The organism is Enterovibrio sp. QJM3NY_24, assembly GCF_057786035.1.
Genome location: NZ_CM173520.1, coordinates 283,178 through 309,084 on the forward strand (window position 1 = coordinate 283,178; position 25,907 = coordinate 309,084).

Genomic DNA, 25,907 nt, shown 5'->3' on the forward strand with positions numbered 1-25,907 from the left:
TAAATGTGGCTATTTCTTGAGCAGCAAAACTGAGAACTTAGTTTTTAGGGTGGATTAGATCAAAGATGAAGTGATATACAGTTTGTAAGCAAGTATTAATGGTTACAAGATGTTAACAATGTGTTATGACTGTTTCATGTTGTTGATTAATCGATATGGAGCAGCAACTTGACGAATCAAATCGCGATGACAACAAACAATGTTTTACTCCCTGAGCGAATTCAAAAGCTTGTTCAAGCGCTCTCGAGTGGCGTTTATGAACGAGAGAACACCATTCGTCTATGCTTGCTCGCTGCGCTGAGTGGTGAAAGTGTCTTTTTGCTAGGCCCGCCGGGGATAGCAAAAAGCTACATCGCTAAAAGACTGATTGAAGCGTTTGATGACAGTACGTTTTTTGAGTACTTGATGACGCGTTTTTCTACCCCTGAAGAAGTTTTTGGGCCTCTTTCAATTCAAGAGCTGAAAGACAATGGAAAATATGTTCGCTTAACCGAAGGATATTTGCCAGCTGCTGATGTCGTGTTTCTTGATGAAATCTGGAAAGCCGGTCCCGCTATCTTGAACACCTTACTGACCGTGGTAAACGAAAGAGTATTTAGAAATGGTAGCGAAGTGCTCCCTGTGCCCATGCGTTTGCTCGTCACTGCATCGAACGAGCTGCCAGACCCTGATAGTGGACTTGATGCGTTATACGATCGCATGCTGGTCCGTATTTTCGTCAATCGAATTCAAGAGAAAAGTAATTTCAAGCGGCTTCTGACCGGTGACACGGGCGAGACTCGCATCAAGATTGGTTCAGATATTTCCATCAAAGCGCATGAATACATGCAATGGCAGCGTCAGATCGATCAAGTCTCACTTTCGGATAGTGTCTTTGAGAAAATTTATGCACTGAAAATGTTGTTGGAACGAGAAGCGCAAGATCCGAGTCATTCCTTTCCCTCAGAAGAGCTTTATATTTCTGATCGACGTTGGAAAAAGGCGGTACGTTTGCTTAAAGCGAGTGCCTTTTTCAATGGTCGCAGCGACGTGAATCCCGTCGACTTGCTCCTCTTGCAAGAATGCTTATGGCATAGCCCTGAATCTCGTATTGTGGTCGGCAACGTCATGCGTCAGTTCGCCGAACAGATGTGTTTTAACCAACAAGAATCGTTGGCGATTGCGATTGAAGCCAGTGAAGATGTGAAAGCATTGTCCGAGGAAATCATTGAAACCATTGGACATGATGTCGACACAGAACTTTCGATGCGTAAAGAGAAGCATAAAGTAGACCTTAGTCATGCACGACGCTATTCCGTCAACATGGCAAACGATTTGATCAAACTGGTGATGCTAGATACTAATCCGTCTGTTTCTGAAAAAGAAAAAGGTGACAGTCGTTGGGTCTATGTAGACGCCACAGAGTTTGAGAAGAAGATTAAGAATGGTGCTTGTGACGTTTATGGGTACGTAAATAAAAACCCTAATCTCTGTGTGCTAAAATTTGATGTAGATGGTGAGCATAGCTTGATGATTAAAGACATCGCGAATCGTCCAGTCCCTGTTGCGATTGCGGGTGTGGACGATAACGATCAAGAAGCATTTGCACAGTGGCAGGTCAAAAACGAAGCCGCAATCAAGAAAATTGAAGAAGCAAAACACCTGATCCGTATTGCACGAGTTCAGCTCAATGCCGCCTTGCCTCATCATTTTTCAAACTCTGAGCTTGTGGAGCTTCTAGCAAACAGCATTACCGATGCAGAAGAGTCTTTGCAGCGTCAGACGACAAAATTCGAGAAGAGCGCATTTAGAGTGAGAATGCTTAGTGAATTCTTCGCTTAAGGAGGCATCATGATCAGTCCAGAAAGTTTGCAGCTAGGGATGATGCTAGCCGAAACAGGTATGTTGGAACATGCAGTCTCAGAGGTGATGGCAAAGCCGCAACTTCTCTTGATGACAGAAGCTAATCCTTCAGCAAAATCTGCGGTTCGTCGACACATTCGCAAGTGGCGACATTCGGTTAAGCGTCGATTGAGTAACGACTGTATTACTGAAGAACTCAAGCTGGAAATTACGTTATACCAAGAAGCCGTTCAGCTTACGCAGATTGAATTTAGCCAAAACGCGAAAGGCATGATCAAACAACTTGAGGGGAAATCTGAATTTTACCTCTCCGCGCGTCGCATGCTGGAAAAGAATATCTCCCAAGAAACGCCGATGTTCCAATCGTATTTTTGCAACAAATGGTATGAGCATTTAGCGTCATCGATCAAAAATGCACAGCAAAAAGAGCTCGAAGCGCACATCGATAAGTTATTGAATGAGCTCTATCAGCGAATTGAAACCTACAAAACGTTAGAAAATGTCGAAGAACGCGGGACACTAGAAAAAGTCGGTCGTCTTTGGGACTTAGCTTCGTCAAAAATGACGCAATCGGATGTTGAATTACTAAAGCATTTTGTGGCTTTCTTGAAAGACAATAAGGACTTACAAGAGATCGCCCAAAAGTTGGGGCGTATGGCTAACGATGTGGATGATCCTTCTCTGCATCGGTCTCCAGCTGAAGAGTTGAAAATGGTGGAAGAGCCTGCGGATAATGTCGCTGACGACATTGTGGGTATACACCAAAGTGACAACCTTGAAAAAATGATCCCTAACGAAATGATCTATTTGGCGGAACCCGCTCTTGAAGTGCTGTTCTACAAACATTTTGCAGACAAACGACTACTGACCTATCGCATGCAAGGCATGCAACGATCACTTCGCAAGATCAAAGCGTTTAAGCCAGAGAGCAAACAGATAGAGGTTGAGAAAGGGCCGTTTTTGATTTGTGTCGATGCGTCAGGCTCAATGAGCGGCTTTCCAGAACAATGTGCAAAAGCCATGGCTTACTCTTTAATGCAAATCGCAGTGAAGGAAGATCGTGATTGCACCGTGATGATCTTCTCGACTGATCATATTTGCTATGAATTGACCGGAGAAGGGGGCTTGAAAGAGGCGCTCAATTTTCTTTCTTACCGTTTTCATGGTGGAACCGATCTCGCACCTGTGCTGACTCATTCCATCGATTTAATGGGCACGGACAAATACCGCAATGCCGATCTGGTTGTTATCTCGGATTTTATAGCACCCGAGCAGCCCAGAGAAGTGCAAGAGCAAGTGAGCGCACTTAAGCTGCAGCACAATCGCTTTCATGCGGTGAACTTGTCAAAATACGGCAACCCAAAACTGATGAGCATGTTTGATCATGTCTGGGATTATCATCCTTCACTGATGGGACGTTTGTTGAAGCGCTTCTAAGTTTGAGTACAAAATATAATCGATAAAGCCCCATGATCAGCACATGGGCTTTTTAATGCACTCTCTTCCTTGCTCTTGACGATTTTCCCTGCGCAAATTAACCGCTTACTCAATCCGATTGGTATTACTGCTTATCTGACAGAGCCAATTTCAGACCAAGTGCCGCAAAGCTACCCGTAAAGACGCGTTGCAGAAGGGTAGAGACGCGTTTTGAATGGATAATAATATCCCTAACACTTACCGCCAGTGCGCCGTAGAGGATGAATACAAAAAAGGTCATGGCCATAAAAATGCTACCCAAAAGTAGCATGTAGACGGTTGGGTCTACGACATTTGGTGGAACAAATTGTGGCAAGAATGCCATGAAAAACACCGTTAGTTTTGGGTTGAGAATGTTCATCAAGCAGCCTTTTATGGCAATGTTGTACATGCTTTTCTTTTCGGATTTTTCATCTATCGCGAGTGCACCACTTGCGCGCCACATAGAGATCGCCAAATACAATAAGTAGGCAACACCCGCATATTTCACGATCTGAAAAGCCAATGCGCTAGTGTGAAGAATGATCGCAAGGCCAGTGATACTCGCTATGAGTGATGGGATAATACCAAATGTGCATCCTACAGAGGCCCAGATGCTTGCCCGTAAGCCCAAGAGTAGACCAGTAGAGACGGTATATAACACACCGGTACCAGGTATTAGGACAACGACTAAAGATGTTAGAAGAAATTCGAGACTGACCATCATCATGCCTTTGTTCATCTTGTTTAATTCAGACTATCGTCTTTGCATGCCCGAAGACATACCCGAAGACATGTCCTTAGTCGCGTATTAACGCCATTATCAAAAATGCGTCATTGAGAACGCGTAAAACGAAAAAAAGCGGCCTAAGCCGCTTTCGTGTTCGTTGGTTCAAAAAACAAGTCGTTGTTAGCTAAGAAGCAAACTGTCATCAGCCAGTTCTTCACCACGCACTTTACTGAACATTTCCAGTAGATCGGGGACACCCATGTTAGCGCGTTTGTCCCCAGCAACATCCAGGACAATTTCACCCTGGTGAAGCATGACAGTGCGATCGCCACAGGCAAGAGCATCTTTCATTGAGTGAGTAACCATTAAGGCCGTCAAACCGAACTCGGTGATGACTTTCTTGGTTAAGTCGATGACAAATGCAGCCATGCGTGGATCGAGCGCAGCGGTGTGCTCATCAAGCAGCAACAGCTTACTGTCAGACAGTGTTGCCATGACGAGGCTAACCGCTTGGCGTTGACCGCCAGAGAGCAGGCCGATGCTATCGCTAAGACGATCTTCCAAACCTAATCCGAGAATAGAAATTCGATCTCTAAAGATCTCACGTCGATTCTTTGTCAGTGCTTTATGCCAGCCTCTGTAAGAGCCCCGTTTAAATGCCAGTGCGAGATTTTCTTCGATCGTTAATGAGGCGCACGTACCCGCCAATGGATCTTGAAAAACACGCGCCGCTAAACTGGCGCGCTGGTGGACTTGTTGCTTGGTTACATCGATGCCATCAATGATGACTTGACCACCAACCATCGGTGTTTCACCGCTGACAGCGCCAAGTAACGTCGATTTACCTGCACCATTTGAACCAATAATGGTGAGAAACTGATTTTTAGGAACGGTGAGTGACACGCTACGAAGCGCACGATTTTCCAGCACAGTGCCAGGATTAAAAGTGACTTGAATGTCTTTCAGTTCAATCATTTCGCCACCCCAGCATCTTTCATTTTCTTGTTCTTTTGGTATTGTTCGCGCGCTTTTGGCGCAATCAATGCCAGTGCGACCAACAACGCGGTCACCAGATTAAGATCAGACGCTTTCAAACCAAACATGCCAGAGCTTAATGCGAATGCCACGGCAAGACGGTAGAGCACTGAACCTAAGATGACGGCAACAACGGCCACCCATACCTTGCGACCAGGGATCAGGGTTTGACCCAAGATGACAGAGGCGAGGCCAACAACAATGGTACCGACGCCCGACGTGACATCCGCGAAGCTGTTAGTTTGCGCGAATAGCGCCCCTGAAAAGCCGACAAAACCATTTGAAATGGCGAGACCAAAATACGTGTAAAAGGCAGTGCTACCGCCTTGTGCTTTCACCATTCGAGCATTTACGCCTGTGGCACGAAGACCCAAGCCAAAATCACTCGCCAGTAAGCGAATCACAAACAGGGCGCTGAGTAATACAAGAATGAAGACGACCAGCGGGCGAGCATAAACAGGGTCTATACCCATATTCTCAAACGGCGTTAGAATCGTATCGACACCGAGTAGAGCAATGTTCGGACGACCCATGATTCGAATATTGATAGAAAACGCCGCAATCATGGTAAGAATGCTGGCGAGCAGGTTCAGAAAGCCGCATTTCACGGTAAGAAATGCGGTAATAAGTCCTGTTGCTGCACCAGCGAAAATGGCCGCGAATGTCGCGATCCATGGGTCAATACCGGAAATGATGAGCGTGGCTGCAACAGCAGCTCCCATAGGGAAGCTGCCATCTACAGTCAGATCCGGAAAATCGAGAACCCGAAAGGTAAGATATACGCCTAGTGCGACTAGGCCATAAACCAGACCTACTTCCAGTGTGCCGAAGAAGGCAATTGAGGTCATGTATTGCTCCTACCTATTACTTTTCTGTAGAGGTTGCGCGATCAAGCAGCGTTTGAGGAACAGCAATTCCCAATTTCTGTGCCGCTTTTAAGTTAATCACCAGATCAGAACCTACGGCTACCTTGGCTGGCAATGCTGCCACTTCTTTACCATCGAGTAGAGCGGCAACATAGTCAGCGGTTTGAACACCGATTTGGTAGTAGTCAAATCCAAGCGCAGCAACTGCACCGTTAGGAATGTAAGAAGTCGCGCCGCCAATGACGGGCTTTTTCGCTTGGTTTGCTGCGTTAACAAGACCATCAATCGCACTCGCCACTGTATTGTCTGTTGGTGCATAAATAACGTCAGACTTAGAGGCAACAATTTGTGCCGCTGATTGCACGTCAGCACTTCTTAGCGCGGTACCTTCAACAACTTTCAGGCCTTGTTGGTCTGCCGCTTCGCGGAGTAATTCAACCAGTGCGACGGCATTAGATTCGCCCGGGTTATATACCACACCAATGGTTGTCATGTTTGGAAGCAGTTCTTTAGCCAAAGCCACGTGTTGAGCAACGGGAGAAAGATCAGATAAACCAGTGACATTGGCACTTGGTTTCGCCATATCTTTAATCAGTCTTGCGCCAACAGGGTCGGTAACGGCAGTGAATACGACAGGAATAGATTTTGTGGCTGCAACCAATGCTTGAGCTGAAGGTGTGGCAATACCGACGAGAACATCAGGGCTTTCACCTACATATTGGCGAGCGATTTGTACCGCAATAGCAGGGTTGCCTTGAGCGGTTTGGTAAGAAAACTCGAGGTTTTCACCGTCAACATAGCCTTTCGCTTTTAGACCATCTAACAGTCCTTGGCGCGTTGCATCAAGAGCAGGGTGTTCCACGATTTGTGAAACGGCGACTTTCGCTGTTTCTGCCGAGACCACAAAAGGTGCAGTAAACAGTGTAGTGGCACAGCAAGCCGATAAAAGTAGTTTGGAAATGTTCATCTCGTTCTCCCTGATAAGTGACAATTGGCAGCACACCAATCTAGCTGTCACGTGTTAATCCATTGTTATATCCAAAATCCCGCGTTAAATCAGTCACTAAAGTTGCAGTCTAAGAGTGATGGTCAATAAAACGTAGTGCTTATATGTGCATATTTACTGTTAAACCTATGAATAAAATAGAGAAATATACAAAAGCTAAACTATACCCAATAATTTAAAATGTCGAACAATTAACCTTAAATAAACTGATAATGTAGATATATAACTGGTTTTTGGTTGCAAGGTGGTGAATAGCTTGTCACATTCGATTTTATGTGGAGGAGTGGGCTTTTTATGAAAAAGTTTGATCTTTGAAGGTTAACAGCGCAATTTTTACACTGTAAACCGAGTCAACGTATTCGCCCATTTCACAAATTAATTTTAGGCTGATATCACCTTTTGACTTTGAAATGAAAGATCCTGCTCTCATTTACCAACACGCTTTGCAGCATTGGTGGAAATATAAGCATGTTTGTGGGGCAAGCCTAAAAGCAACACATTTACTCTGCAATTATCTCTTTCTGCATATACTATTTCTCGCGATAGCCAGTCTCTGCGCCTAACTCAACACTTGTTAGGTGACATTACTACAAATCAATAATATTGAGATTTGGCCAATTGGGGTAATGCGTTTACGAAAATGAGATACGAGATCGTGCGTGTGTCATTGCCCCCTGCATTGGAATAATTCTAGTTTGCTCGGAGGCACAAGGATGAAGCTTTTACTCGCGTTAGCATTGCTATTTTCTAGCAATGTGTTCGCATCTGGCAGTGATGCCAATTATCTCGATTTAACAGACTCATACGTGGGTTATATCTCCCTTCTTATATTTGCAGCTGCTTACACTTTAGTGATGTTGGAAGAACAGTTGCACTTGAGAAAATCAAAACCTGTTTTGCTAGCCGCCGGTTTGATCTGGCTCCTGATCGGCTTTACTTATAGCCATTCTGGGGATATCGAGGTTGCTAAAGCCGCGATCGAACACAACTTATTGGAATACGCAGAGCTGATGCTTTTCCTGCTGGTTGCGATGACCTACATATCGGCCATGGAAGAGAGGCGCTTATTTGATGGCTTAAAAGCTTGGATCCTTGGAAAAGGATATGACCTGCGGCAGTTATTCTGGATTACCGGCATTCTCTCATTCTTTATTTCTCCTATTGCCGATAACCTCACCACTGCGCTTCTCATGTGTACTGTGGTGATGAAAATAGGGGCAGACAACCCGCGCTTTATAAATATTGCTTGTATCAACATTGTTGTTGCTGCCAATGCAGGTGGGGCATTTAGTCCATTTGGCGACATTACAACGCTAATGGTCTGGCAGGCGGGCATTGTGAACTTTACTGAGTTCGGTAGCTTGTTTATTCCATCAGTGGTCAACTATGTGATCCCTGCATTTATCATGTCGCTGTTCATTCCTAAAGAACAACCCAATGTGGTTCAAGAGTTTGTGGACGTTAAGCGAGGTGCCAAGCGTATTGTCGTTTTGTTCTTACTCACGATTGTCACTGCTGTTGGTTTCCATGGCCTTGTGCATTTCCCACCTGTCATCGGCATGATGATGGGGTTAGCTTACTTACAATTCTTTGGATTCTACCTCCGCAAAACCTTGCCTCGTTCTTTGGCAAGAAAGCGAGCAGAAGCGCAAGCTAAACATGATGAAGCAGCACTTAAACGCTTGGGCTCCGTGGTGCCGTTTGATGTGTTTCGAAGAGTGTCTCATGCGGAGTGGGATACGTTATTGTTTTTCTACGGCGTTGTGATGTGTGTAGGCGGCTTGAGTCTGATTGGCTATTTGAGCCTTGTTTCCAATGTTATGTATTTGGAATGGGACCCCATTTGGGCCAATACCATTGTGGGCTTACTTTCCGCTGTTGTAGACAACATTCCCGTGATGTTTGCGGTGCTAACGATGCAACCTGATATGTCACTTGGCAATTGGTTGTTGGTGACGTTGACGGCGGGTGTTGGTGGTAGCTTGCTATCACTAGGTTCAGCTGCCGGTGTGGCTTTGATGGGGCAGGCGAGAGGCATGTATACCTTCTTCGGTCACCTTAAGTGGGCGCCCGTTATTCTGTTAGGTTACGTCGCTTCTATCCTGACGCACCTAGTGATAAACAGCGCTGCTTTTTAGAAAATAGTGAAATAATCAAAGAGCGACCGAATAAGGTCGCTTTTTTGTGTTGAGCTATTGGCAGCAGTTTTGCAAAATAGACCCATTACGAATGGGTAACATATTGGAAATACAATGATCTCGAAATGGGCAGTACGTTTTTACCAAATGGCGGAACTTGTCGGTTCATGGAGTAAAGACCCATCAACACAAGTCGGCGCTGTCATTACCAAAGGTAATCGCATCGTATCAGTGGGCTTTAATGGCTATCCACATGGCATATCGGACAGTGCTGATACCGATGACCGCGAAATGAAACTGCTGAAAACGCTGCATGCAGAAGAGAATGCCATCTTGTTTGCTAAACGTGATTTGTTTGAGTGCGAAATTTGGGTCACGCACTTTCCTTGTCCAAATTGTGCGGCGAAAATTATTCAAACGGGCATGACCAAGGTATTTTGCCCAGAGCAGAGTGAAGATTTTCTGTCTCGATGGGGTGAGAAAATCAAAGTTAGCGCCGAGATGTTCGAACAAGCGGGGGTTGAGGTGAATTGGTTGCCGCTTGCAGAGCTTCCACCTAAACGCGACGTGTGACAGCGAGCGTGATATGGGTATAATCAGCGCCCATATCGAAATAGCAGTAGAATAGGGGTGCGTTATGGCCAGCACTGCACATGCACTTCACATTTTGGTGAAGCATAAAGAACAAGCTGATGACATCATGGCTCAGCTCAAGAAAGGCGCAAAATTTCAAACACTTGCGAAGAAATACTCTACGTGTCCGTCGGGTAAGAAAGGTGGTGATTTGGGTGAGTTTCGACGTGGGCAGATGGTGCCACAGTTTGATAAAATCTGCTTTACCGGAGAAGTATTGACCCCACACCTCGTGAAAACCAAGTTTGGTTGGCACGTTGTGAAGGTACTTTTTCGCACATAGTTTTCAGTGTCAGAATGGTCAATGCGACCAGGACTGACATTTGGGTAAAAAAAAAGAGGTGACAATGTCACCTCTTTTTTATATCTACAGTTTTTAACGCTATATAACGAATTACTTGGTGAAAATCTCACGGAATTCACGCTTCATTACTGGCTTCAAACGTGCTTGTTTTAGCTGTTTTGCCAAATCTTTCACACAGTTATGAAGCAGTTTGTCGAGCAAGCCTGCTTTGTAATCTTGTGTTTGCTCGTCAGTCATGTCGTCAAATTTCATGTCCTGAGCTTCAGTCATGAAATCGATACCTGCATAGCTTTGGCTTAGGCTAACCAGCGCATGGAATTGCTCGAAGTTATCAAGAATGTTCTGCGCACTTGCTGGCATTGTATTCCAAGTTTCGCGAACAACGTCTTCTGATGCTTCATGAACAGACGCTAGCATGTTGAATAGCTCAACTGGAACTTTTTCGTATTTGATAACTTGTTGAAGCTCTGCAGATAGATCTTCCAGGTTCACAGTTTCTAGAGTTGGGGTAGCTTGTTCAGACATCTCTTTAATTCCTGATAATGCACAAAACTGCGCATCCTATCTCGCTTGAAGGTGAAGTCAACAGAAGATAGCCAAATCGACTATCGAGTGTCGACGATTAAAGCAATATAACGTGTTAGGCAGAAGCTTGCGTCTTTTTAGACTCAGATGAAGACTTAGACTTCGTCGTGTTATCTTCATTCACCACTGTCAGTGATGGCTCATCTTTTAGCTTGTTTTCGCCCATCAAACAGCCACCTTTTTCGATGGTGAGCTGCTCACTTTCGATTTGGCCTTTCATTTTGCCGTTGCCGAGAATATTAACTTCACGCGCAACGCATGAGCCTTCGACGAAACCATTAATAGTGACGTGTTCGGCGTAAATGTCACCTTTAAAATGACCTGTTGAAGAGATGACAACATTGCGGGCACGGATGATAGTACCTTCACCCTGACCATCGAACTGAATGTCACCGTCCAAATCAAACTCGCCAAAAACTCGGCATTGTTTCGCAACCAGTGACATCGACGGCATAGACGCAGCGCTTTTACCAAACAGCCCCATTTTCATCTCCTTAAATCGCTTCCACACCAATGTGAGAGAAGTGACTACTACAAAATTAGAATATTGGTCGGATCTTATATGAATTTCTATTAATGACGTGACAAAAATTTTCGTGATTGAGGCGAAATCACATCGTTGCGACAAACGTGCAGGAGAGTGTTCGGTAATAATGATGATTTTTCCAACGATTGCTCGGGTATCCATGCTCAAAAAGGTAAATTGGTGAAATATCTATCAGTCGTCAGTGCCATTTGCGCGTTTATCGACAGAAGTGATTGATGACCTGTCGGTTGATTGCTATAACCTCGAGTTATAAGGATTTATTCAGAGGCATTACCATGGCGATTGAACTTACTCCCTACGAAGCGCGTGTTATCGGCTGCTTGCTTGAAAAAGAAGTGACAACACCTGAACTTTACCCACTCACACTGAACAGCTTGACCACTGCGGCAAATCAGAAAAGTAATCGTGACCCTGTCTACTCACTGACTGATGCAGAAGTGATGGATACGGTTGAGCAACTGAAAGCGAAACGCATGGTCAGTGACGTGGAAGGTTTTGGTAGCCGAGTGACCAAATATCAACACCGATTCTGCAACACAGAGTTTGGTACCTTGCAGTTTACGGTACAGCAGAAGGGCATTATTTGTGTACTTTTGCTCCGTGGACCACAAACGCCAGGTGAACTTCGTACTCGTACTAACCGCCTGTGTGAATTCTCTGAGATGAAAGACGTGGAATCAGCGCTGGTAACCTTGATTGAAAAAGGGTACGTTGCGCAGCTTCCGCGTGAACCGGGTAAACGAGAAAGCCGATATACTCACCTTTTTGGTTCTGATACACCAGAAACGACAGCGTTTGTTGCTTCCACGGAAGTGGCAGATACTTCACTGACTACACGTGTTGAAGCGTTGGAGCGAGAAGTGGCGGAATTGAAAGCACTGGTCAATGAACTGCTTCAATAAGACGCCGAATAGCGAATTCGTTTAACCCGATGGAATCAATACCTGCCGAGCAAACGCCCGACGATTTTCCTTCTTGGTCTGTTTACCTCATCCGAACACGAGACAACGCGCTCTACTGTGGTGTGACAACCGATGTAGAGCGGCGATTTGGCGAGCACCAAAAAAACGGCACGAAAACTGCTAAATATTTGAGAGGAAAACAACCTCTCACGCTTGCTTGGTCTTATGAAGTAGGGAATAAGCAAAAGGCTATGTCGCTGGAGTGGAAAATAAAGCGGCTGACCAAGAGAGACAAGGAGCGCCTTTGCACAGAAAGCGACCTTATCACGGTCTTATTTAACGACAGCATTTAATCTAGGAAATACCATGGCACTTAAAGCAACGGTGTATAAAGCGTCAATTAACGTAGCAGATATGTCGAGAGGCGTGTACCTCGACCACGCTGTTACGTTGGCGCAGCACCCATCCGAAACGAATAAGCGCATGATGCTTCGTCTTCTTGCGTGGACGTTATATGCGGATGAACGTTTGCAGTTTACAAAAGGCCTGAGTGACGAATCAGAACCTGAGCTATGGATCAAAAATTATAGCGACGAGATTGAGCTTTGGGTTGAACTCGGTTTGCCGGATGAAAAGCGCCTGAAGAAAGCCTGCTCGCTGGCGAAAGAAGTCGTGTTGTTCACCTACGATGATCACGCAGCGAGAGTGTGGAAAACGCAACTGTTAAACAAGTTGCATCCCTTCAAGAATTTGACCGTGATTAATATCATGGATGAAGTGTTGGATGCGGCGGGGGCAAGTTTGTCTCGCAGCATGTCGATTCAGGCAACGATTGAAGATGATCAGGTATGGTTTTCAATTGGCGATACGGTGGTATCAATCCAACCTGAAATTTGGAAAACTGCAACCAACTAGCCAAAATGCTTTGCATTTTGCAGCTAAGAAATTAGTCAGCAACTAGTTCTGGCTGAAATGCGATGAAGCTGAAAATGCTTAAGAAGCCGGGTAGAGACGCCCGGCTCTTTGTTTCTTGAGCACCACCATTAAATCGTCTGCACTCATTGGTTCATAGTAAAAGTGACCTTGGGCGAAATTACAGCCGATATTTCTGAGCAATTCCTGTTGATCGATCGTTTCAACACCTTCCGCGACCACTTTCAATTGTAATAAGTTCGCCATGCTAACCACGGCCTGACATATGACTAAATCATCTTTTGACTGAGGCAGGTCTTTAATGAAACCGCGGTCAATCTTGACGGTGTTGACAGGGAAGTGTTTGAGGTATGCCAATGAAGAGTACCCCGTGCCAAAATCATCAATGGCGAGACTAATGCCAGAAGCGGTCAGTCGATTAAGAATATGCTGGTTACGTTCAAGGTTTTCGATAAAAACTTGTTCAGTGAGTTCGATTTGTACTCGAGATGCGGGTATGTCATAGCGGTTCACAGAACGTATCACATAGTCAGCTAAATACCCGTCTTGAAATTCATGACCAGACACATTGATGGCAATACATTTGGGCGCACAGCGCTCATCAAGCATTCTGGAAAACTCTTTCAACGCTGTATCAACAACCCAATGGCCCAGGCGTTGCATCAAACCTGTTTCTTCAGCGGTTTGGATAATGACATCCGTACTGATGGCGACGCCATTTTGAGACTCCCAACGAACTAAAGCTTCTACGCCGACAATCTGACGTGTCCGCAAATCAACTTGAGGTTGAAAATGCAGTTTTAGTTCATCATTATTGATCGCTTGTCGGATCGCCCGCTCAAGCTCTTTTTTACGATTCAGTTGCTCTTGCATAGTCTGGTTGTAAGCCACTACCTTACGGCTTCCTAAAGCTTTCGCTTTGTTCGCGGCAGTGTCGGCGTGGCGAAGCATGTCATCGGCGAGAAGTTCATTGTTGTAACGATAAGCGATACCTATTGCACAAGTTGTCAGAATGTCGTTGTCTTCGATGTAGAATTCTTCTTCCAAGCACATTCGCAGCTGATTGGCTTGCATTTCCGCTTCCAATTGCGACATACCGGCGCAGGCAACCATAAACTGGTCGTTCCTAATTCTGGCCAAAATTGCGTGGGGCGGCAGCACGGATTTGAACCGTTTCGCCGCTTCAAACAACAACTGGTCAGCCACCAGGTGTCCATACATATCATTGATTTCTTGAAATTTATCGAGGGACACACACATCAATACCATGTCGTGATCTGAACGAAGGTTTCTATTTAAATATTGTTCCATGGCGAATCGATTAGGCAGATGCGTTTGTGGGTCGTGATTAGCGGTAAACTTGAGTTGCGCTTCAGCCTCTCGACGCTGTGTTATTTCTTCTTTAAGCATCGAGACCATGCTGGACTCAGCGCGTCTTCCGATAATATTGACTTCGAGTAGGTATAGAGACATGGCAACCAATGCTGTGACCACGATTCCCGCAATGAAAATCAACATAGGCAGCGAAAAATAGGTGTGCTCTGCCTCCTTGCTTTGCCAAACAGTCAATTGCCATTGACCATTAAGCGCATTGAGTGCAACCGTATTCACCATCGCTCCAGCAGCAGATGGAAGCTCTCCGATAAATGGTCTGTTTCCATCACTCAACACTAAGTTTTGTCCAGGGCGCAGAAATTCCGCCGCAATGGCTTCAACCATCATCTTGATGTTGTAACTGGCACCGAGATGACCGGCTATTTCACCATCAAACACAACGGGATGAAGCATTTCAATTGCCAATCTACCATTCGGGGCAGGATGAACTGAGGAGGTTAATAGTCTTGACAGCACAGGCATTGCGTTGAGTTTCACTGAACTCGACGCTTCCCAATTAGCGTTTGTCGGGTAGGGGGTAAAATTGGTCGGCGTTGTCCATTGGACGGTACTTTCTGCGTCAAGCCAGTACACGCCAGCGAAAAAAGGAAATGTTGAGCGAATCCCTGCCGTGGTTCGTTTCCACACTCGGTCATCAATTTTGCCTTTATTCTGCAAGGTATTTGCAAGCCAAACCAAAAAGTAGGCTTCTTTTTGTAGGTTGACTTCAATGGCACGTTGAACTCGATTTATCTCAACGTTAAGCATGTGATTTTGAAGCTCGTGCTGACGTGATTGCGCGCTGTGGTAAAGCGTAAAGGTGAAAATGAGTATCAATGAGCAAACAAGCGCAATAGCCGCTAAGGATGACAAGCGAGGAGAGTAGGGTGACTGCTCAGATGTTTGCTCAGTGTGGTACATGGCTGGCTGCAAAAGTCATAACCTTAATTAAGAGTCTATGGTCTCAAAAATAAGTCTATGTCATAACAGTCAAATCGCAACGTAGAGAGCTGAAAAGTCCCTGATTTTAAAGATGCTTAGCGCTACAAGTAATGAAAAAGCGATTGTAGGGCTAAGCGTGAAAAAAAATCAATTTGCATATTATTCAGAAGAGGTTGCAATCGGGAAATGTTGCAAAGCGCCATGACCTTGGCCAAGTTCGAGATGACTTGCATTGATAATGGCGAGGGTCAAATAGCGTTTACTGTGTTCTACAGCCTCAGCCATTGACATGCCCTTAGCAAGGCTAGTCGCAATAGCCGAAGACAGTGTACAGCCCGTGCCATGGGTATTGCGTGATTGAATACGTGGTGCTGAAAAGCATTGAATGTAGTGTTGTCCGACCAATTGGTCGGTCGACAATGCTGGGTCGATGCCGTGTCCTCCCTTGATAAGGAGCCACTGGCAACCTAACTGTTGTCTAGCGAATTCGTATACATTTTCATTGTGCGGTGTCTGTGTGAAATCGTTGAGTTCGATATTGCCTGTTAACGCCATAAACTCTGGGATATTAGGCGTGAGCAGTGTCGCAAGTGGGTATAAATGGGCTTTGCAGTAAGCTATTGCCTCTTCGCAAAGTAATTCTCGTCCACTGGTTGATAGCATGACTGGATCGACAACAACGTTCTTGGCGGCATAAATGGTGAGCTTGTCGACAACAACTTTTGCGATATCGATGTTTGCTAGCATTCCAATTTTAACGGCTGCAACATTAAAATCCGCAAAAATTGCGTCAATCTGAGCGGCAACGCTCGCGGGAGAAAGGGGACAAACATCATAAACACCTTGTGTGTTTTGTGCAGTCACTGCCGTAATAACTGTGCATGCATAGCCGCCATTTGCCGAAATGGTTTTTAGGTCAGCTTGAATACCCGCACCTGCGGAACTGTCTGAACCTGCGATAGAAAGAACAACAGGCGGTGTAAAGTGTTTATGAGCCATAGTCGCTATACATCTTATTTATTATGCATCTAGATAGAAAAGGCAGAAATATCTGCGTTCGATTTTATCACATGTTGCTAGGTGATATATCCGAGCAAAAATTGCAGACATGCATGAAAATCACTCATTAGTCTCGAATATTTACATATTTACACGTTCCAATTGTCCTATTCTTAGTGTCAACGTGCAGGGATTAAACGGTAGCCTCAGTGGAATGGCTTGAAAAACACAGTAAAGCGCTAACTATAATATTTGTATCGATACTTTTTGCCTATTTTTCTCAGGTTGCTGTTTCAAACTGGCTTGTGCAGAAAAAAATACAGGACGATGTTTCGGTTCTTTCGCAGCTATACACTGAGCTTTATCGACAAAGCTTCGAACAAATGCGTGCGTTATCTGAGCAATTGCTTTTTCATTGTGACGATGATGATATCGAGTTGATGAGCCAGGCAGGAACAAGTAATATTTTTATTGAATATGTTGATCTGCATCTCAGTGACGGCAGTTCATGTTCAATTTATAACAAAGAGAAAGCGGGGCGCGCGTTAATGGGGCACGCCCCAGAAAATGAAATTGTTTTTTCAGATGTGTCACTAATTTTGAGCGAAAGCCAATTTGAAGAAATGCGCTTGTACAGCGACAAGGGCGTGTTGAGATTCGTTTTCCAGCAGCCGAGAAATTTCCTTTCAAACTGTGATAAGTGCCTGTTTATGGTCACCAATGTTAATGGTCGCGACATCACACTGTATCAACGTAACGAGTTACCTTACCGTGAAATATTTGATGGAGATTTAGGCAACAATATTGGTGTTAAATTGTTCATTAATGAAGATGGCGTTGAGTATCTCGTTGGTGATTTAGTTAATTTATTTTCGATTCTAGTCATACTGTTTGGTGCTTTGATTGCAGTCGGCGTCGAACTGAATCAATCCGATAGAAAAGGGTTAACTGGATTGCTCAATGAAGCGATTGAATCCAATGCCCTGATACCGTTTTATCAGCCGATTGTGCGTCCTGTTGATGGCGGCTATCGTATCGTTGGCGCCGAAGTATTGGTTCGTTGGTTATCGAACACCGGCGAATATATCCCTCCTGATACGTTTATCCCTCTCGCCGAGCAGAATGGCTCAATTGATAAAATCACCGATCAGCTGGTGGACAATGTTTTGCATCATATTAAAACATTGGTATTACCAAAGTATTTTTTCGTCAGCGTTAATGTGTCACCCAGCTATCTCGAAAAAAATGATACGGCGACGAAGTTACTCGACAAGATGGAAGAGCATGGGCTCGATCCTCATTTGTTGTCCCTTGAAATCACGGAACGAACCAAATTTGGTGATCTAAATAAAGCTGCGATTTGCATCGAAACGCTTACAGAAAAAGGCATTTCGATAAAGTTGGATGATTGTGGTACGGGGTATGGCGCGTTCTCTTACTTACATATCTTAAACATCGACACCATTAAAATTGACCGAATGTTTGTTGATGGTATTGGTTTGGAGGATTTCAAAAATACCATTTTGGATTCGATATTAGCTTTTTCACGCGAGTCGGGATTGCATGTGGTTGCTGAAGGAATTGAGACCAAAGTGCAAGCCGACTATTTGATACATGCGGGCGTCGAAATGCTTCAAGGTTCTTATTTTGGTGATCCTGTTCCCTTTGACGTATTTAAGAAGAGTCTGGGAGAAGATTCATTAGATGATGATTTCCCTCTTACCATTGAACCTTTGCAACCCTAGTCGCTATCCCAAATAGTTGTCCAATCTGTCTATTACCTGTCACAAATCACGCTGAAACTTATTTGCTTTTGATGAATTGGTCAATAAGATCAATTTGTTATCTTTGAGTGAAAGGCTATTTATCTGACTAGACTTGAAATAACCTAGTGCAAAACGGGTCTATCTCACTAATGGACGATGCACGCGGAAAAGCGGCGGGTATACATACAAATAAACTCTTTTTGGATAAAGCACTCAAAGAGCTGTACGCACAAAATGTAGAGGATGTGTTTTCATGTTTAAATCTTTTTTTCTTGATAGACGTTGGTTTCGGTGGTCTATCTTGGGTACTGCTTTGATCCTATACGTGACTTGGTACAAAGTTCAGATAGATGTGCAAGTCAATGAATGGTTTGGCTCATTTTATAACCTTGTGCAGGAGGCGTTGACCACCCCAAACGCTGTTGAGTTTGAGGAATTTCTTGCGGGCTGTATCGAATTTTTCAATATTGTGTCGATCTATATTGTTATTGCCGTTGCGCTTGAATTCTTTGTTCGTCACTACGTGTTCCGCTGGCGTACAGCGATGAACGACTATTACATGCGTCATTGGAGCAAAATCCACCACATTGAAGGTGCTTCTCAGCGTGTTCAGGAAGACACCATGCGTTTTGCTCGTATCGTAGAAGGCTTGGGCGTGAGCTTCATGCGCTCAATCATGACATTGATAGCATTTTTGCCCATCCTTTGGACCTTAAGTGAGAGCGTCACTGAGTTACCTTGGATAGGAAAGGTGGATCATTCACTGGTCTATTTGGCTATTTTGTCTGCAATTTTTGGTACTGTTTTGTTGGCTGTGGTTGGAATCAAGCTTCCGGGTTTGGAATTCAAAAACCAAAAAGTAGAAGCAGCGTATCGAAAAGAGTTGGTGCTGGGTGAAGATCATGAATCTCGCGCAGAGCCTGAAACAGTAAAAGAACTCTTTGTTAACGTCCGTCGAAATTACTTCAATCTCTATCGTCACTACCTTTATTTCGATGTCGCCAAGTGGTCGTATATTCAGTATACCGTGATTATGCCGTATATCTTTATGGGACCAACGATTGTCTCTGGTGCGATCACCTTAGGTGTGCTGCAACAGATCCTGCGCGCATTTGGTAAGGTGGAAGAATCGTTTCAATTCTTGGTGCACTCGTGGAGTACCATTGTCGAACTGATGTCTATTTACAAGCGACTTAAAGCATTTGAAGTACAGATAGAATCGGCCATTACCGCAGAAAAAGCAGCGGTGACCGATCAGTAAATTACTGAATTATCAATAAGTACGAGGCGCACCATCATTTTTTGTGATGGTGCGCCTTTTTATTACTTATACACCAAAATAAATTCGTACAACTGTGATCCATTATTACAGTTAACTTGTACAAATAATAAAACATGTACAACAGGGAGAAAGTTATGAGCATAAAATTGGGTGTCAGTGCATGTGTCATTGGAGACAATGTCCGTTTCGATAGCGGTCACAAACGTAATCAATTCATTTGTGAACAATTATCGCCGTTCATTGAGTTTGTCCCTGTTTGTCCAGAAGTCGGTATTGGCCTACCTGTCCCTCGTCCCACTATCCGACTTTTGGATCGTGGTGACGAGATTGGTATACGTTTGGTTGAGACGAAAAATGCGGACGTTGACCATACCGAGAAAATGGAAGCGTTCAGTCGTAAGAAGGTTGACCATCTCGCGACGATGGATCTGTGTGGGTATGTGGTATGCGCAAAGTCACCAACCTGTGGCATGGAACGCGTAAAGGTTTATCGCGAGAACGGCTACGTGTCGGCAGAAAAAATTGGTGTCGGCCTGTATACCAAACAACTGATGAAGCGCATGCCATGGTTGCCCATTGAAGAAGATGGTCGACTTCATGACCCAGTATTGCGAGAAAATTTCGTCTTCCGAATTTTCGCATTGAGAGATTTATACGATTCGATGGCAGAGGGGATTACTCGCCGTGCCATTGTTGAGTTTCATTCCCGTTACAAACTGGTACTGATGGCGCATAGCCCGCTAGATTACAAATCCTTGGGTAAATTTGTCGCCACTATTGCTGATCATGATATTGATGAATTCTATATCGAATATCGCACGTTGTTTATGCAAGCCATTGCCAATCGCGCTAGCCGAAAAAATAACACCAATGTACTAATGCATTTGCAAGGTTATTTCAAACGTGATTTGGACAAAAAGGAAAAAGAAGAACTGTCACGGCTTATCCATTCTTATCGCCAAGGCATCATGCCTTTATTGGCACCATTAACGCTGATAAATCACCATCTACAGCAGCACCCAGATGACTATCTCCAACATCAGAGTTACCTAAACCCTTACCCAGAAAGTTTGAGATTGCGTTATGGGCTCTGACAAAACGCCATTAGCGATTGGTGAGGTGTCTGAGCGCACTGGCGTCAATACCGTCACGCTACGAGCATGGCAACGCCGATATGGGCTTCTCAAGCCACAACGTACGCCGAAAGGGCACCGATTATACAGTGAGCACGATGTTGAACGTATAAAAGAGATACTTTCATGGCTGCATAAAGGTGTTGCGGTTAGCCAAGTGAAACAGTTGTTAGGCAAACATGATGTGGTGAGTGCAGAGAGTGCACAAAACTTGCCGGAAGTCGCGATGCTGAAAGATGCTGTCATGCGGTTTGACGCAAGATTCGTCAATAACTGCCTGTCAGAACTGACTAAGAACTACCCCATATCGACGTTGAAAACGACAGTGCTTGATCCGTTAAGTGATTGGTTTAGCGAACAGAATACAGACGTAATGAAAATGTGCGATAGCTTCTGGTGTACTTCGCTGGCGTATGTGTTGGTTCATTGTTTGCACAACAACCAAAAAGCATCAACGAAGAAGCCCTGTTGGATGGTTGCCGTACAAGGAAATAAAGCGCATCGAGTTTATCTTCATGCACTGTTGCTTCAATCCAAAGGTTACAGTGTCACTGTTGTGGAGGGGGCGGGTACAGGTCTAGCCGCTCTCCATAAAACGTTAATAGAACAACACACAGAGAAAATGTTTATCTATTCCGATTGTTCGTTTACGGCATCGCTAAAGCGCGAAGTTGAAAGTGTATTAGCGAGCAGAGTGCTGACTACTGAATTGCTGGGAGAGTGTCGCCTTATCCACCCCGAGCTGGTGAATTCAGCAACCCTGTCAGCGAAAGAAAATCTGGAGCATCAAAAATGAAGCTAGTTTGGTTCAGAAGAGATTTGCGAGTGAAGGACAACATTGCACTGACCGAAGCGTGCAAAAGTGGTGAGCCTGTTATGGCCATTTACTACGAAACGCCGATTCAGTGGAAATCTCATGGTATGGCTCCGATGCAGGCCGATCTCATCCGACGTCGTTTGATGGTGCTGCAGCAAGATCTAGAAGCACTCAATATCCCATTGCTGTTCCGGACCGTGAATACATTTAGTGACATTAATCCGTCATTGGCACAGCTTTGCCAACAGTATCAAATTGCTGATATTTATTGTATTCGTGACCATGAACTTGATGAAGTCAATCGCGATAACTCGATAGCAGGTCTTCTCAGTTTAACCAGCACTAAGCTCAATGTGTTTGATTACAAATGCATCTTCCCTCCAGGATCTGTCATTAATGGCGCGGGGAATATCTATCGTGTTTTTACACCATTCAAAAAGGCGTGGATAGCAAGGTTACAACGCGAAAATGTGGCACCCATAGGAACACCTGAACCGGTTCAAATTAATGCTACTGTGCAGGCGCTATTGAAGCAGCCAAGCGGCATCGAGTTTCATTGCCCTCTCGATGATTCAGTGGGTTGGCCGATTGACGACAACGCCATCATTCAGCGAATGCGTGATTTCTGCAGGTATCGCGTAGAGCAGTACGAAGCATCACGAGACTTTCCTGCTATTCCTGCAACGAGCCAACTTTCACCTTACTTGGCGATTGGTGCGTTATCACCCCGCCAGTGTTTGGCAAGGTTATTTTCCGAAAACCAGAATTGCCTTGATAAAGGCGCCGGTGGTGCACACGTATGGTTATCAGAGCTGATTTGGCGTGAGTTCTATCAGCATATTACTGCGTCTTACCCAGATATTAGTAGAGGCAAGGGCTTCCAGAGCTGGACTGATTCTATTACGTGGAATGGTGATGAACTGCAATTCGAGCGATGGAAGCAAGGGCGAACGGGGTTTCCTATCGTCGATGCGGCGATGCGTCAGTTGAACGAAACCGGTTGGATGCATAACAGACTAAGAATGATTGTGGCGAGCTTCCTCGTAAAGGATTTGCACATTGATTGGCGCTGGGGAGAAAAGTACTTCATGTCCAAGCTGGTTGATGGCGATTTTGCTGCCAACAACGGTGGTTGGCAATGGTCTGCATCCGTAGGCACTGATGCCCAACCTTATTTTCGTGTCTTTAATCCCACCGCACAGAGTAAGAAGTTTGATCCAAGTGTGCGATTTATCCGTAGATGGTTGAAAGAATTAGAATCAATTCCTGATGAATCATTGCATGAGCCTTACCGCTGGGCAGAAAAACAAGGAATTGATTTAGCTTATCCGCGTCCGATTGTTGATCATAAGGCCGCACGAGAGACTGCCATCTCCATGTTTGAAATGGCGAAGTCGCAACAGAATACCCAAAGGGCTGAATCATGATGCAAGCAGCAGCGACTCCACAACAAGACACACTCAATCGATTCATCTCGATATATACGTCGCTAAGCAAAGACAATTTGAACTCTCTCGACGCGATTTATAGCCAAGACGTGGTGTTTGAAGACCCAGCGCACCGCATTGAAGGTTATGACAATTTAGCGCGCTACTTCGAATCTATGTACACCAACGTGACTGACTGCCGCTTTGATATTCATGATCACGCTGTAAACGGCGACATTGCTTTTATCAGTTGGACGATGACCCTGTCCCATCCCAAGTTGTCTGGTGGCGCGGAGAGGTCTGTTGAAGGCTGTTCAAAGCTAGTACTGAAAGAAGGACGAGTTATTCGGCATCGTGATTATTTTGATCTTGGCGAAATGCTTTATGAAGCACTCCCTGTGCTGGGCGCTGCGGTGAAAATGATCAAGAAGAGATTGGGACAATGAAGCGGGTTCTGATCACGGGTGCGTCGTCAGGTATTGGCCTACAGCTTGCAAAAGACTACGCAAATGACGGCTGGCATGTGGTGGCTTGTGGCCGAAATGTTGCTCAACTTAATCTCTGGTCAAAAGGTTGTGACGCCGTCACAATTCTAAGCTTCGATGTAACGAATGAAATTGAAACCAAAGAAGTTTTAGGTAATATCAAATCTCCCTGTGATTTGATTATCCTCAATGCAGGAACGTGTGAATACATAGACAATGGCCACATTGATGTGGTGTTGTTCAAGCGTGTCTTTGACATCAATTTTTTTGGGCTTCTCAATTGTATTCAAGCATTGCAGGACACGTTTTCTGCTCAAACACACTTAGCGTTGATGGGATCGACGGCGGCGTATTTGGGCTTACCCCGCGCTGAAGCATATGGCGCTTCGAAAGCCGCCGTTGCTTACTTGGCGAAAACACTAACTATTGACTTGGAACCTAAAGGCGTGACGGTGTCACTTGTTTCGCCAGGGTTCGTTAAAACACCACTGACGGATAAAAATGATTTTCCGATGCCAATGCTTGTCACGCCTAAAGAGGCGTCATTGGCTATTCGTCAGGGGTTAGAAAAGAAGAAAACTGAAGTCCATTTCCCCAAGAAGTTCACCTTTTTCCTCAAGCTGATCGCTTCATTACCCATGACATTACAACTTGCGGTGATAAGAAAAATAACAAGGAAAGCACAATGAAAATTGCAATTATCGGTTCTGGCATTTCAGGGCTAACTTGTGCGCATTATTTGCACAAAGAGCATGACATTACGCTGTTTGAAGCGAACAACTATATTGGCGGACATACAGCGACGGTTGATGTCGAAGTGGCTAGTGGCAAATATGCTATTGATACAGGCTTTATTGTCTTTAATGATCGCACTTATCCTAACTTCCAAAATCTAATGGCAGACATTGGAATGGGCGCTCAGGAATCAGAAATGAGCTTTAGTGTTCGCAATGATGACAATGGCCTTGAGTACAACGGTCACAGCATGGGCTCCTTGTTTGCTCAAAAGCGAAATTTGCTTAACCCTAAGTTCTACAAATTTATCTCTGAAATTCTGCGATTCAACAAAGAAGCGCGTGAGGCGTATACCATCGCAACGCATGGCGATCCGCTGATTGAACAAACGTTGGGTGATTTCCTCTCGCGTCGCGATTTTAGCGAGTATTTCTGTCAGAACTACATTTTGCCAATGGGTGCGGCGATTTGGTCATCGACCTTGTCAGATATGCGCGCATTCCCGCTCAAATTCTTTCTTCGCTTCTTCCAAAACCACGGCCTGTTAGACGTTACTAATCGGCCGCAATGGTATGTGATTCCGGGTGGCTCTCGAGAATACGTGCGTAAGATGGTTCCTGCTTTTGAAGACCGCATCAAACTCAATGCTGGCATTAAACATGTTGAGCGTTTCTCTGATCATGTTGTGGTTGTTACAGAGAACGGCGAATACGACTTTGACCAAGTGATTTTCGCCTGTCATAGCGACCAAGCTTTGGCGCTGTTACACAAACCCACGAAAGACGAGCAGAGCGTTTTGGGTAGCATTGATTATCAAGACAACGACGTTGTTCTGCATACCGATATCAGTGTGTTACCACGTCGGAAAGCAGCCTGGGCTAGCTGGAACTACTCCCTTGGTGGACGTTCAGGTCGAGAAGAGCGTCCGGCAGCCCTAAGTTACAACATGAACATCTTGCAAGGTATCGACGCACCAGAAACGTTCTGTGTGACCTTGAATCAATCTGACAACATTGATCCTTCCAAGATCTTGCGCAAATTTGTTTATGCCCATCCCGTGTTTGACCAAAAATGCATTGAAGCACAGAAGCATCGTGAACTCATCTCTGGCGAAAACTTAAGTTGGTTCTGTGGTGCGTACTGGTATAACGGCTTTCATGAAGACGGTGTACGCAGTGCATTGGATGTTGTTAAAGGTGTCCACGCATTGCCAATTCCGCTGCGGAGCGCGTCATGAGCGCCGAATCATTAAGTGGTTTGTATGTGGGGAGTGTCCGCCATCGTCGGTTCACGCCAGTAAAACATGGTTTTACTTATCCTATGTTCATGCCCTTGATTGATTTGGATGAAATAGAAGAGCTATCACAGAAAGTGAGAGGGTTCTCTCTTAAGAAATGGGGTGTCGCAAGTTTTTACCGTCCTGATTATATGGAAGGACGCACAGACACCCAACAAGCAGTACAAGACAAAGTGTTTGCTTTGACAGGCAAGCGTTACACCGGAAAAGTGCTCGCGTTGTGTCACTTGCGTTATTTCGGGCTGTACTTTAGCCCAGTCAATTTCTACTACTTGTACGACAGAGATGGCAACTGGTGTTACATGTTGGCTGAGGTCAGTAATACGCCATGGAATCAACGCCATTATTATGCGATTCCGGCGGGTAAGCACTGGGAGAATGACAAGGCGTTCCACGTATCTCCCTTTAATCCGATTGAACAGAAGTACGTTTGGAAATTGCGTCCGATTAACAAAGTCGCGTTCATTCATCTCGAAACGCATCGAGAGGGTCGCGAATTCGACGCCACGCTTGCGATGTCGAAGAAGCCTTTTTCTTCATCTGAACTTTCCAAACTTATCGTAAGAACGCCCGTGATGACGGTTAAAGTTGTCGCCTCAATCTATTGGCAAGCGTTAAAGCTTTGGATAAAAGGCGCACCACTTTATACCCATACCGCACAGGCAAAGGAGTGA

Annotated in this window: 25 protein-coding genes; 17 read left to right on the forward strand and 8 right to left on the reverse strand. The window is 44.9% G+C overall.

What is annotated here, in order from left to right; all coding sequences use genetic code 11:
- Positions 1–186: 186 nt before the first annotated feature.
- Both AC3CIC_RS17665 and viaA read left to right on the forward strand, forming a co-directional pair.
- Positions 187–1,821 carry an AAA family ATPase gene (locus AC3CIC_RS17665; protein ID WP_488516834.1) on the forward strand — a complete coding sequence of 545 codons (1,635 nt, stop codon included), beginning with the start codon at positions 187–189 and terminating at the stop codon, positions 1,819–1,821.
- Between the two features lie 9 nt (positions 1,822–1,830).
- Positions 1,831–3,279 (forward strand): ATPase RavA stimulator ViaA, encoded by a 1,449-nt coding sequence (viaA, locus tag AC3CIC_RS17670; RefSeq protein ID WP_488516541.1) that lies wholly within the window; start codon positions 1,831–1,833, stop codon positions 3,277–3,279.
- A gap of 124 nt (positions 3,280–3,403) precedes the next feature.
- On the opposite strand, the gene AC3CIC_RS17675 is transcribed toward viaA, so the two are convergent.
- From AC3CIC_RS17675 to AC3CIC_RS17690, 4 genes are all read right to left on the reverse strand, one after another.
- Positions 3,404–4,027, reverse strand: coding sequence for a LysE family translocator (locus AC3CIC_RS17675; RefSeq protein WP_488516542.1), 624 nt, complete (start codon positions 4,025–4,027; stop codon positions 3,404–3,406).
- 180 nt (positions 4,028–4,207) lie between these two features.
- Positions 4,208–5,002, reverse strand: coding sequence for an ABC transporter ATP-binding protein (locus AC3CIC_RS17680; RefSeq protein WP_016958675.1), 795 nt, complete (start codon positions 5,000–5,002; stop codon positions 4,208–4,210).
- On the reverse strand, positions 4,999–5,910 hold the full coding sequence (locus AC3CIC_RS17685; protein ID WP_488516543.1) for an ABC transporter permease: 912 nt from the start codon (positions 5,908–5,910) through the stop codon (positions 4,999–5,001). Before AC3CIC_RS17685 ends, AC3CIC_RS17680 begins: the two co-directional genes overlap by 4 nt.
- Positions 5,911–5,926: 16 nt before the next feature.
- On the reverse strand, positions 5,927–6,895 hold the full coding sequence (locus AC3CIC_RS17690; RefSeq protein ID WP_488516544.1) for an ABC transporter substrate binding protein: 969 nt from the start codon (positions 6,893–6,895) through the stop codon (positions 5,927–5,929).
- Positions 6,896–7,647: 752 nt separating this feature from the next.
- On the opposite strand from AC3CIC_RS17690, the gene nhaD reads away from it, so the two are divergent.
- The 3 genes from nhaD (at position 7,648) to AC3CIC_RS17705 (ending at position 9,988) form a co-directional block, all read left to right on the forward strand.
- Positions 7,648–9,072: a sodium:proton antiporter NhaD gene (nhaD, locus tag AC3CIC_RS17695; protein ID WP_016958678.1), complete on the forward strand. Its 1,425-nt coding sequence runs from the start codon at positions 7,648–7,650 to the stop codon at positions 9,070–9,072.
- A gap of 114 nt (positions 9,073–9,186) precedes the next feature.
- Positions 9,187–9,645 carry a dCMP deaminase family protein gene (locus tag AC3CIC_RS17700; RefSeq protein ID WP_016958679.1) on the forward strand — a complete coding sequence of 153 codons (459 nt, stop codon included), beginning with the start codon at positions 9,187–9,189 and terminating at the stop codon, positions 9,643–9,645.
- Between the two features lie 64 nt (positions 9,646–9,709).
- Positions 9,710–9,988 carry a peptidylprolyl isomerase gene (locus AC3CIC_RS17705; RefSeq protein WP_016958680.1) on the forward strand — a complete coding sequence of 93 codons (279 nt, stop codon included), beginning with the start codon at positions 9,710–9,712 and terminating at the stop codon, positions 9,986–9,988.
- Between the two features lie 111 nt (positions 9,989–10,099).
- Here the strand turns inward: AC3CIC_RS17705 and AC3CIC_RS17710 are convergent, their stop codons facing one another.
- The gene (locus AC3CIC_RS17710; protein WP_016958681.1) at positions 10,100–10,534 is read right to left on the reverse strand and encodes a DUF3069 domain-containing protein; all 435 of its coding nucleotides are present in this window, start codon (positions 10,532–10,534) and stop codon (positions 10,100–10,102) included.
- 115 nt (positions 10,535–10,649) lie between these two features.
- On the reverse strand, positions 10,650–11,078 hold the full coding sequence (locus AC3CIC_RS17715; RefSeq protein ID WP_016958682.1) for a bactofilin family protein: 429 nt from the start codon (positions 11,076–11,078) through the stop codon (positions 10,650–10,652).
- A 338-nt stretch (positions 11,079–11,416) separates the two neighbouring features.
- Here AC3CIC_RS17715 and AC3CIC_RS17720 point away from each other — a divergent pair, with 338 nt between their 5' ends.
- The 3 genes from AC3CIC_RS17720 to AC3CIC_RS17730 are packed head-to-tail and all read left to right on the forward strand — an operon-like array spanning position 11,417 to position 12,958.
- The gene (locus AC3CIC_RS17720) at positions 11,417–12,043 is read left to right on the forward strand and encodes a YceH family protein (RefSeq protein WP_371732555.1); all 627 of its coding nucleotides are present in this window, start codon (positions 11,417–11,419) and stop codon (positions 12,041–12,043) included.
- A 29-nt stretch (positions 12,044–12,072) separates the two neighbouring features.
- Positions 12,073–12,396, forward strand: a complete 324-nt coding sequence (locus AC3CIC_RS17725) for a GIY-YIG nuclease family protein (protein ID WP_016958684.1) — start codon at positions 12,073–12,075, stop codon at positions 12,394–12,396.
- A gap of 13 nt (positions 12,397–12,409) precedes the next feature.
- Positions 12,410–12,958, forward strand: a complete 549-nt coding sequence (locus AC3CIC_RS17730) for a YaeQ family protein (protein ID WP_017007292.1) — start codon at positions 12,410–12,412, stop codon at positions 12,956–12,958.
- A 78-nt stretch (positions 12,959–13,036) separates the two neighbouring features.
- Here AC3CIC_RS17730 and AC3CIC_RS17735 read toward each other — a convergent pair whose 3' ends face one another.
- Together AC3CIC_RS17735 and thiD are read right to left on the reverse strand one after the other, a co-directional pair.
- Positions 13,037–15,283, reverse strand: a complete 2,247-nt coding sequence (locus tag AC3CIC_RS17735) for a putative bifunctional diguanylate cyclase/phosphodiesterase (protein WP_488516545.1) — start codon at positions 15,281–15,283, stop codon at positions 13,037–13,039.
- Between the two features lie 168 nt (positions 15,284–15,451).
- On the reverse strand, positions 15,452–16,291 hold the full coding sequence (gene thiD, locus AC3CIC_RS17740; protein ID WP_488516546.1) for a bifunctional hydroxymethylpyrimidine kinase/phosphomethylpyrimidine kinase: 840 nt from the start codon (positions 16,289–16,291) through the stop codon (positions 15,452–15,454).
- A 209-nt stretch (positions 16,292–16,500) separates the two neighbouring features.
- Between thiD and AC3CIC_RS17745 the strand changes: the two genes are divergently transcribed.
- The 9 genes from AC3CIC_RS17745 to AC3CIC_RS17785 all read left to right on the forward strand — a co-directional run bounded on the left by AC3CIC_RS17745 (position 16,501) and on the right by AC3CIC_RS17785 (position 25,907).
- Positions 16,501–18,036 (forward strand): EAL domain-containing protein, encoded by a 1,536-nt coding sequence (locus AC3CIC_RS17745; RefSeq protein ID WP_488516547.1) that lies wholly within the window; start codon positions 16,501–16,503, stop codon positions 18,034–18,036.
- Between the two features lie 274 nt (positions 18,037–18,310).
- Positions 18,311–19,318, forward strand: a complete 1,008-nt coding sequence (sbmA, locus tag AC3CIC_RS17750; protein WP_488516548.1) for a peptide antibiotic transporter SbmA — start codon at positions 18,311–18,313, stop codon at positions 19,316–19,318.
- A gap of 155 nt (positions 19,319–19,473) precedes the next feature.
- On the forward strand, positions 19,474–20,433 hold the full coding sequence (locus AC3CIC_RS17755; RefSeq protein ID WP_488516549.1) for a YbgA family protein: 960 nt from the start codon (positions 19,474–19,476) through the stop codon (positions 20,431–20,433).
- Positions 20,423–21,268: a MerR family transcriptional regulator gene (locus AC3CIC_RS17760; RefSeq protein WP_488516550.1), complete on the forward strand. Its 846-nt coding sequence runs from the start codon at positions 20,423–20,425 to the stop codon at positions 21,266–21,268. The genes AC3CIC_RS17755 and AC3CIC_RS17760 overlap by 11 nt, the downstream gene beginning before the upstream one ends.
- Positions 21,265–22,716, forward strand: coding sequence for a deoxyribodipyrimidine photo-lyase (gene phrB / locus AC3CIC_RS17765; protein ID WP_488516551.1), 1,452 nt, complete (start codon positions 21,265–21,267; stop codon positions 22,714–22,716). Before AC3CIC_RS17760 ends, phrB begins: the two co-directional genes overlap by 4 nt.
- A complete protein-coding gene (locus tag AC3CIC_RS17770; RefSeq protein ID WP_394209632.1) occupies positions 22,713–23,162 on the forward strand; it encodes a nuclear transport factor 2 family protein in 450 nt (149 codons plus the stop codon). The genes phrB and AC3CIC_RS17770 overlap by 4 nt, the downstream gene beginning before the upstream one ends.
- Positions 23,159–23,890: an SDR family NAD(P)-dependent oxidoreductase gene (locus AC3CIC_RS17775; protein WP_488516552.1), complete on the forward strand. Its 732-nt coding sequence runs from the start codon at positions 23,159–23,161 to the stop codon at positions 23,888–23,890. Before AC3CIC_RS17770 ends, AC3CIC_RS17775 begins: the two co-directional genes overlap by 4 nt.
- Entirely contained in the window at positions 23,887–25,173 is a 1,287-nt protein-coding gene (locus AC3CIC_RS17780; RefSeq protein WP_488516553.1) for an NAD(P)/FAD-dependent oxidoreductase, read from the forward strand. Before AC3CIC_RS17775 ends, AC3CIC_RS17780 begins: the two co-directional genes overlap by 4 nt.
- On the forward strand, positions 25,170–25,907 hold the full coding sequence (locus AC3CIC_RS17785) for a DUF1365 domain-containing protein (protein WP_017003480.1): 738 nt from the start codon (positions 25,170–25,172) through the stop codon (positions 25,905–25,907). The genes AC3CIC_RS17780 and AC3CIC_RS17785 overlap by 4 nt, the downstream gene beginning before the upstream one ends.